Origin of the sequence: Arthrobacter sp. B2a2-09 (assembly GCF_027587375.1) — a bacterium.
Lineage (GTDB): Bacteria > Actinomycetota > Actinomycetes > Actinomycetales > Micrococcaceae > Arthrobacter.
In genome coordinates this window covers 62,544-70,329 of sequence record NZ_JAMXIC010000026.1, presented here as the reverse complement: position 1 = coordinate 70,329, position 7,786 = coordinate 62,544, and the positions used below count along the sequence as shown (strand labels likewise).

The window sequence follows — 7,786 nt, the reverse complement described above, 5'->3', positions numbered from 1 at the left end:
CCTTGTTATCAACGGCCATCGCCGGCTCCTTCAATCAACAGGTAATGAATGACTCACAACCAGCTTGACGATGAGGGGCTCGCTCACTTTTGTCGGGTTTTGGGGCGACGCTCGCTCACTTTTGGTGCAGGAGGGTTTTGGGTTGGCGCCAGATCTGCAGGAGCGTTTGAATTTTTGGCCATATAAGTGAGCGAGCGTCGTTCGGGGAGGGCCTGACTCGGCGGCGGCGGGGTCTGGCGGTCTGCGAGTGTCAGGGTGGTCTGGCAGGATGGAAACCATGACGATTATTGCTGCCGCCGATGGTTCTGCCCTCGGCAATCCCGGGCCTGCCGGTTGGGCCTGGTACGTGAACGACTCTTGCTGGAGGGCCGGCGGCTGGCCGCACGGAACCAACAACCAGGGCGAGCTCATGGCGGTGCTGGACCTCTTCCGGTCCACGGCGCATATTCCTGATGAAGAGCTGAAGATTCTCTGCGACAGCCAGTACGTCATCAATTGCATCACTAAGTGGATGCCGGGATGGAAGCGCAAGGGCTGGCGCAAAGCAGACGGAAAGCCCGTCTTGAACGTCGATCTCCTCAAGGACATCGACCAGGCCATTGTTGGCCGCAAGTACACGTTCCAGTGGGTCAAGGGCCACGCTGGCCACGACCTCAATGAGGCTGCCGACGATCGTGCCCGCGCGGTCGCCACGGCATACCAGCAAGGAACAGCCGCTCCTGGCGGACCGGGTTATCGCGGAGCTGATGAAGCTGCCCGGTCCTTGCCCCGCACGCCGTCGACCCGCATTCCATCAGCCGGCACGCCATCAGCCCGCACCGTGCCTGTGGAGGCGCCCTCGCTTTTCGACGACGACCACGACGACGCCGATGCCCCGGATGAGGACCTCACGTTGTTCGGAGGTCAGGACCTTTCGAGCGGGTCGTCGTTGCTTAACGTGCCGGTTGCGTTCACGGAGCAGGAGACGTTCATCGAGCCCACTTTGTTCGCGGGCGATGACGAAGAAGCGGTGCTTGGCCAGCCCGGAGGGCGATCGGACGAGGAAACGGTCATTTTTCTTGAGAGGGAGCTCCTGAGGCCCGACGTCAGGGGAGACCTTGGGCGCACCGGGATCCTGCTCCACCCGGATTTTACCGAGATTGGCAGCTCCGGACGTGTTTGGTCCCGCGACGAGCTCATGATGGCGTTGGAGGGCAATCCGGGCGAAACCGCGGAGGTAGAGGTCATTTCTGCAGAGCGTCTCTCCAACAACACCATGCTGCTCAGCTACAGAAGTTATGGGCGAACCGGTTCGGCATTGCGGAGTTCGATCTGGTTGCTCGACGACGGCCGCTGGCGGTTGCGCTTCCACCAGTCGACGCCGGAGAAGTAGCGGCGAAGAAGCAACTGGATCCCGGCGGGAAGGCGGATTGGCCGCCCCGCCGGGACCCCCAGCCTCAGCTCTTAGTAGCTGAACCGCTGGGTGTTGCCTTGCTCGGTCTGGAGGTAACTCGCCGCGGCGGAAGACAGTGCCAGGTTGATGGATGCCAGGGAGGCCTCCACCTTGTTCTGGGTCAACGTCCACTCCGAGACGAGGGCCTGGAAATTGTTGGCCGCTGATCCCTTCCACGTGGCTTGGAGCTCGTCCAGGCCACGTTTCATCGCTTGGACGTCGGAGCTGATGCGATCCACGGTGGCCTTGACGTTGGCGGACTTGAGCTGGAGCAGTTCGGTATCGACGGAGATGACGCTCATAGGGCGTTGCCTTTCAACTGAAGGGGTCCGCAGGTGCGGCTGGCTTGTGGTCCACACAACGAGCCTAGAAGCCGTCGCGTGGCCCGGACAGAGCCGAATCTCCCTATGTGGACAACTACCTAAATCAACCCACTCAGCGCAGAAAACTGCTAATCGGAGATCTCCGCCTCGGCAATACCCGCATCTTCCGGCACCCGGGACATGTCGTCCTGGAAGGGGAGGCTGACAACCAGGGTGGCCCCGCCGCCGTCGGTCTCTTCGACCCTGACGGTACCGCCGTGGGACCCCACAATTGCCGACACAATCGCGAGACCGAGCCCGCTGCCGCCGGTCTCCCGCGTGCGTGAAGTGTCCGCCCTGTAGAACCGCTCGAAAATCCGGGGCAGTTCCTCGGCCGGAATGCCGCTGCCGTGGTCCCGCACCTCGAGAACGGATAACGGACCGGCGGGAGTGTTCCGCATCCCGACGGCGAGCTCGATCGGCGTTCCCTCGGGCGTATAGCGCAGGGCGTTGCCCACCAGGTTTCCCAGGACCTGCCGAAGCTTGGCCTCGTCACCCTGGACCGGGGCAGGCGCGGCCGGCCCGCCGTCGAGCCCCGTCAGCGAAATCTTCCGCTCGCCCGATGTTGCAAGGGAGTCCACAACGGCGTCGTTCGCCAGGAGCTGTAGGTCCACGGGTTTGAGCTGAAGAGGCCTTTGTTCATCCAAACGGGCAAGCAACAGCAGGTCTTCCACCATGGATCCCATGCGCTTGGCTTCGCTCTCGATCCTGCCCATGGCGGTGCCCACGTCTTCCGGCGTGGCAAGGGCGCCGTGGCGGTAAAGCTCGGAGAAACCGCGGATCGTGACCAAAGGGGTACGCAGCTCGTGTGAGGCGTCGGCTGCGAATCGCCGCATTCTCGCCTCGGAGGCTGCACGCGCCGCGAAAGAGGATTCGATGTGCGAGAGCATGGCGTTGAGGGAGCCGCCCAGGCGGCCGACCTCGGTGACCGGATTCTCGATATCCACGCGGCGTGAGAGATCACCGGCAGCGATGGCGGCCGCCGTCTTTTCAACGCGAGCGAGGGGACGGAATGAACGCGCCACGGTCCAAGTGGCGATGAAGAACGCGAGCACCAGGGTCAAGAGTCCGACGCCGACTACCACGAGGGTGGCGTGTTCCATGACCCGGTCCACGGGGGTCAGTGGCAGGCCGACGATCACCACCGCGTTCTGCCCGGTCCGGTTGTCCACGACGTTGACCGCCACCACGCGCCAATCGCCGCCAGCGGTGCCACTCACCTGGAATGGTGCGTAATTGCGGTTCTTGGCTTCAACCGGGCTGATATTGGCGATGCTCGGCCGATCGGTCTTGCTGCCGCCGAACGGATAGGGCGGCTGGCCCTGGACGTAGAGCGTCAGGGAATAGTCCGTGGGCACGGCGGGGGCCGCCTCGGACAGGTTGGCAAAAGATTGCTGCTGCTGGGCGGTCTGCACAGCAGCCCTGAGCTTGTCGTCCACTTGCCCTTGGAGGTAGCTCTTGACGAGCGTCAGCGTCCCTGCGCCTGTGGCGGCCAGGGCAAGGAGCAGCAGGCCCATGATGATGGCGACCAGCTGCGACCTGAGGGAGGCCGACTTCCAACGGTTAAACAAGGTCAGCGCTTCTCGGCCGTCCGCAGTACGTAACCGACGCCGCGCTTGGTTTGGATCAAGGCCGCGGCCTCCGGGTCAATGTCCACTTTGCGCCGGAGGTAGGAAATGTAGGACTCCACGATCGAGGCGTCGCCGTTGAAGTCGTACTCCCAGACGTGGTCCAGGATCTGCGCCTTGGAAAGCACCCGGTTGGGGTTCAGCATGAGGTAGCGCAGCAGCTTGAACTCGGTGGGCGATAGCTCGATGATGGTGCCGCCGCGGCGGACCTCGTGCGCGTCGTCGTCGAGCTCCAGGTCATCCACGCGGATGACGGCGTCGTCGTCTTCCATGGGCTGCGTGCGGCGCAGCACGGCGCGGATCCGGGCCACGACTTCGTCCAGGCTGAAGGGCTTGGTGACGTAGTCGTCGCCGCCCACGGTCAAGCCCATGACCTTGTCTTCCGTGTCGTCCTTGGCAGTCAGAAACAGGACGGGGAAGTGCTTTCCGGCGGCCCGAAGGCGGCGGGTGACTGTGAACCCGTCCATGTCGGGGAGCATGACGTCCAGGACCGCGAGGTCCGGGGAGTGAAGATCGGCGGCAGCGAGCGCTTCGCGGCCGTTCGACGCCGCAACGACCTCAAAGCCAGCAAAGCGCAGCGAGGTGGAGAGCAGCTCACGGATGTTGGGTTCGTCGTCGACGACGAGGAGCTTGGCTTCGGGGCCGTTCTTTTTCATACCATTCATGATGCTCCCAGTTTCTGGGAGTTGACTGGATGCTTGTTGTGAGAATTATCGGCGTGTCGTGGTTGTAGTCCCGGGCTAACTACCCAAAGCCAGCCCGACGCCGAGCCCCACCATGGTGACGGCAATCCCGCCGTCGAGAATCCGCCAGGACGCCGGCCGCGCAAAGAACCCGCGCAGCAGTCTTGCGCCGAACCCGAGCGAACAGAACCATAGAATGCTGCCCAGCATGGCTCCGGCGCCGAACCACCACTGCAGCCCGGGCCCCTGCGCATTCGCCACGGATCCCAGGAGTAACACGGTGTCCAGGTAGACATGGGGGTTGAGCCACGTCAGCGCCATGACAGTCGCCAGCGCCGCGGCCATTCCCCTTCGACCCGCGCCCGAAGCCCCATGCTCCGCGGACACGAGCGCTTGCGGCTTGAGGATTCGCCGTGCCGCCATCACGCCGTAGGTGACGAGGAAGGCCGCACCGACATAGCGGAGGACGACGACGGCGGCAGGCGCCGCGGTGAGCAGGGCGCCTGTACCGAGTACCCCGGCTGCGATGAGCACGGCGTCCGAGATAGCGCACACGGCGACGATTGCTCCGACGTGCTCGCCACGGATTCCTTGACGGAGGACGAAAGCATTTTGAGCGCCAATGGCAATAATGAGGGCTAAGCCTGTGCCGAGGCCCAGGCCGGCAGCGTGGAAGACGTCTGTGGAGTTCATGTTTCGAGGCTAAGTTTGGCGCTCGACATTAGTCCAGCTAAATATTCTTAGGCATCGTAAGATCATCTTATGGCCAGATTCTCTTCTGAACAGCTGCACACCTTCGCCGCCGTGCTCACGGAAGGTACGCTCGACGCCGCTGCCCGATCACTGAACATCACGCCGTCGGCGGTCTCCCAGCGCCTCAAAGCGCTTGAACAAGCATCCGGCAGGGTATTGCTGCAGCGCAGCAATCCCGTCCAGGCCACGGAGTCGGGACAAGTGGTGCTCAGGCTGGCGCGGCAACTCGCCCAGTTGGAGGCCGACGCCGAACTTGAACTGGGCCTGCCGGGCGAATCGCCCATGGTCTCGGTTCCGATCGTGGTCAACGCGGATTCCCTGTCAGTCTGGTTCCTCAAGGCCCTCACCAGGGTCCCCGCGGAGCTGAACGCTGTCTTTGACCTTCACCGGGACGACGAGCAGTATTCAACGTCCATGCTGCGCGCCGGAACAGTGATGGCCGCGGTGACCGCGACTCCCGAGCCGGTGCAGGGCTGCCGGGTGGAGCCGCTGGGGAGCATGCGATACCGTGCCGTCACCACCCCGGAATTCAGGGCACGGTGGCTTCCCGACGGCGTCGACGTCGCCTCGCTGCGCGCAGCTCCCGCCGTGGACTTCGACCGCAAGGACGAGTACCAGCACCGTTTCCTGGAACTCTTGGGTGGTGCGGGCCGCGGGATGGAGCCGGCAGGGCCGCGCCACTACGTTCCGTCCAGCCAGGAGTTTGCCGAGGCCATTCGATTGGGGCTGGGGTGGGGACTGCTGCCTGAGCCGCAATGCGGGAGGGACATAGCCGATGGATACTTGGTGGAACTCGCGCCCGAACGGCCGTTGGACGTGCCCTTGTACTGGCAAAGGTGGCGGACACCGTCGCGGATATTGGACGCCGTGACTGAGGCGGTCCGCAGCACCGCCGCGGAAGTGCTGCGGAGGGCCTGACGGTGCTGCGCAGTGCCTAACAGTGCTGCGCAGGGCCTAAGCAAGCCGCCAAAAGCCAACACGCCGCGGGCACAGTCCTAAATTGTCGGAGCCCCGTTTCACACTGGAGCCATGGAAAACAAACAAGAATCACGCCTTGAAATTCAAAACGTCGAATTCCATGTCAGCTACCTGGACACGCTCTCTGGACGCATCGAGCTCGAAGCGTTCAGCGACCGCCCCACCGCTGAACGTTTCGCCGATGCGCAGCTCAAAGACGAGGAATCCTGGGCTGTCGTCGACGTCGTCGTGCTGCAAGTAGCGGAGCAACAAGAGCGCGCGCAACAGCTGGTTGCCTAGCCCCTAAGTTGCCCAGCACTACCCGGCGGGTACGTCCTTGGCGTCCATGATCCGGTAGGCGTAGCCCTGTTCGGCGAGGAAGCGCTGCCGTTTGGCGGCGAAGTCCTGGTCGAGGGTGTCCCTGGCCACCAAGGAGTAGAAGCGTGCCGCACGGCCGTCCTGCTTGGGGCGAAGCAAGCGCCCCAAGCGTTGAGCCTCTTCCTGGCGGGAACCGAAGGACCCCGATACCTGGATCGCCACGGAGGCCTCGGGAAGGTCGATCGAGAAATTGGCCACTTTGGACACCACGAGGGTCTTGATGTCACCGGCGCGGAAGGCATCGAACAGCTTCTGCCGCACCTTGACTGTTGTATCGCCCTTGATCACGGGAGCGTCCAAGCGCTCGCCGATCTCATCCAATTGGTCGATGTACTGGCCTATCACCAGTAGCTGCTCGCCTTGGTGCAGGGCCACGAGCTGCTCCACCAAGTGGGTCTTGGTTTCCGACGTCGCGCAGAGCCGATACTTGTCCGCATCCTCCGCCATCGCGTAGGCCACGCGCTCGTCCCGGGGCAGGTCCACCCGGACCTCCACGCAGTCCGCCGGCGCAATGTAGCCCTGGGCTTCGATGTCTTTCCACGGTGCGTCGTAACGCTTGGGGCCGATCAGGCTGAAGACCTCACCCTCGCGACCATCCTCACGCACAAGCGTCGCCGTCAGTCCCAGGCGCCGCCGGGCTTGCAGGTCCGCGGTCATCCGGAAGATCGGAGCCGGCAGGAGATGGACCTCGTCGTAGATGATGAGTCCCCAGTCGTGCCCGTCCACGAGTTCCAGGTGCGGGTAAAGGCCTCCGCGTTTGGTGGTCAGTACCTGGTAGGTGGCGATCGTGACGGGCCGGACTTCCTTGACCGCGCCCGAATACTCGCCGATCTCCTGCTCCGTCAGCGACGTCCGCTTGAGGAGCTCGTCCTTCCATTGCCGGGCCGCGACCGTGTTGGTGACCAGGATCAGCGTGGTGGTGGAGCTGGTAGCCATGGCTGCAGCCCCCACCAAGGTCTTGCCCGCACCACAGGGCAGCACCACGACGCCGCTGCCGCCCGCCCAGAAGTTCTCCGTGGCCAGCTTCTGGTAGGGCCGCAAGTGCCAACCGTCCTCGTTCAAGGCGATCAGGTGCCGAGTGCCGTCCACGTAGCCCGCGAGGTCCTCGGCCGGCCATCCGAGCTTGAGCAACAATTGCTTGAGCTGTCCCCGCTGGGAGGAATGCACCACTACGGTTTCACCGTCGATCCTCGGCCCCAGCAACGGTGCGATTTTCTTGGCGCGGATGACCTCTTCGAGTACGGGGTAGTCAGTGGTGCGCATGACCAATCCGTGCTGCGGGTCCTTTTCCAGGCGCAACCGGCCGTAGCGGGACATCGTCTCTTCGATGTCGATCAACAACGAGTGCGGCACCGGGAAACGGGAGTAGCGCAGGAGCGTGTCGAGGACTTTTTCGGCGTCCAGTCCTGCGGCGCGCGCATTCCATAAGCCCAAAGGGGTGAGCCGGTAGCTGTGGACGTGTTCGGGGGCGCGCTCCAGCTCGGCGAACGCCGCAATCGCATGCCGGGCCTCGGTGGCGAGCTCGTGGTCGACTTCCAGCAGGATGGTTTTGTCGCTCTGTACGATCAGCGGACCGTCGCTCACTATTGCTTC

Annotated in this window: 8 protein-coding genes; 3 read left to right on the top strand and 5 right to left on the bottom strand. The window is 63.7% G+C overall.

Annotation, left to right across the window (positions count from 1 at the left end; all coding sequences use genetic code 11):
• Window positions 1-277 precede the first annotated feature (277 nt).
• The gene (locus tag NFJ07_RS21420; RefSeq protein WP_269997656.1) at window positions 278-1,372 is read left to right on the top strand and encodes a ribonuclease HI family protein; all 1,095 of its coding nucleotides are present in this window, start codon (window positions 278-280) and stop codon (window positions 1,370-1,372) included.
• Between the two features lie 71 nt (window positions 1,373-1,443).
• Here NFJ07_RS21420 and NFJ07_RS21415 read toward each other — a convergent pair whose 3' ends face one another.
• The 4 genes from NFJ07_RS21415 to NFJ07_RS21400 form a co-directional block, all read right to left on the bottom strand.
• The gene (locus NFJ07_RS21415; protein ID WP_269997655.1) at window positions 1,444-1,734 is read right to left on the bottom strand and encodes a WXG100 family type VII secretion target; all 291 of its coding nucleotides are present in this window, start codon (window positions 1,732-1,734) and stop codon (window positions 1,444-1,446) included.
• Window positions 1,735-1,883: 149 nt separating this feature from the next.
• On the bottom strand, window positions 1,884-3,365 hold the full coding sequence (locus tag NFJ07_RS21410) for a sensor histidine kinase (protein WP_269997654.1): 1,482 nt from the start codon (window positions 3,363-3,365) through the stop codon (window positions 1,884-1,886).
• Between the two features lie 2 nt (window positions 3,366-3,367).
• Window positions 3,368-4,078, bottom strand: a complete 711-nt coding sequence (locus NFJ07_RS21405; protein WP_269997653.1) for a response regulator transcription factor — start codon at window positions 4,076-4,078, stop codon at window positions 3,368-3,370.
• An 84-nt stretch (window positions 4,079-4,162) separates the two neighbouring features.
• A complete protein-coding gene (locus NFJ07_RS21400; protein ID WP_269997651.1) occupies window positions 4,163-4,798 on the bottom strand; it encodes a LysE/ArgO family amino acid transporter in 636 nt (211 codons plus the stop codon).
• Window positions 4,799-4,867: 69 nt separating this feature from the next.
• Here NFJ07_RS21400 and NFJ07_RS21395 point away from each other — a divergent pair, with 69 nt between their 5' ends.
• The gene (locus NFJ07_RS21395) at window positions 4,868-5,776 is read left to right on the top strand and encodes a LysR family transcriptional regulator ArgP (protein ID WP_269997649.1); all 909 of its coding nucleotides are present in this window, start codon (window positions 4,868-4,870) and stop codon (window positions 5,774-5,776) included.
• A 111-nt stretch (window positions 5,777-5,887) separates the two neighbouring features.
• Entirely contained in the window at window positions 5,888-6,115 is a 228-nt protein-coding gene (locus NFJ07_RS21390; protein ID WP_269997647.1) for a hypothetical protein, read from the top strand.
• Window positions 6,116-6,133: 18 nt separating this feature from the next.
• Here the strand turns inward: NFJ07_RS21390 and NFJ07_RS21385 are convergent, their stop codons facing one another.
• The gene (locus NFJ07_RS21385; protein ID WP_269997645.1) at window positions 6,134-7,777 is read right to left on the bottom strand and encodes a DNA repair helicase XPB; all 1,644 of its coding nucleotides are present in this window, start codon (window positions 7,775-7,777) and stop codon (window positions 6,134-6,136) included.
• Window positions 7,778-7,786 lie beyond the last annotated feature (9 nt).

What these genes read in the sequence shown, in the direction of transcription:
- NFJ07_RS21420 (WP_269997656.1), top strand. Translation starts at nt 278, where the DNA reads ATGACGATTATTGCTGCCGCCGATGGTTCTGCCCTCGGCAATCCCGGG.
- NFJ07_RS21415 (WP_269997655.1), bottom strand. Translation starts at nt 1,734, where the DNA reads ATGAGCGTCATCTCCGTCGATACCGAACTGCTCCAGCTCAAGTCCGCC.
- NFJ07_RS21405 (WP_269997653.1), bottom strand. Translation starts at nt 4,078, where the DNA reads ATGAAAAAGAACGGCCCCGAAGCCAAGCTCCTCGTCGTCGACGACGAA.
- NFJ07_RS21400 (WP_269997651.1), bottom strand. Translation starts at nt 4,798, where the DNA reads ATGAACTCCACAGACGTCTTCCACGCTGCCGGCCTGGGCCTCGGCACA.
- NFJ07_RS21395 (WP_269997649.1), top strand. Translation starts at nt 4,868, where the DNA reads ATGGCCAGATTCTCTTCTGAACAGCTGCACACCTTCGCCGCCGTGCTC.
- NFJ07_RS21390 (WP_269997647.1), top strand. Translation starts at nt 5,888, where the DNA reads ATGGAAAACAAACAAGAATCACGCCTTGAAATTCAAAACGTCGAATTC.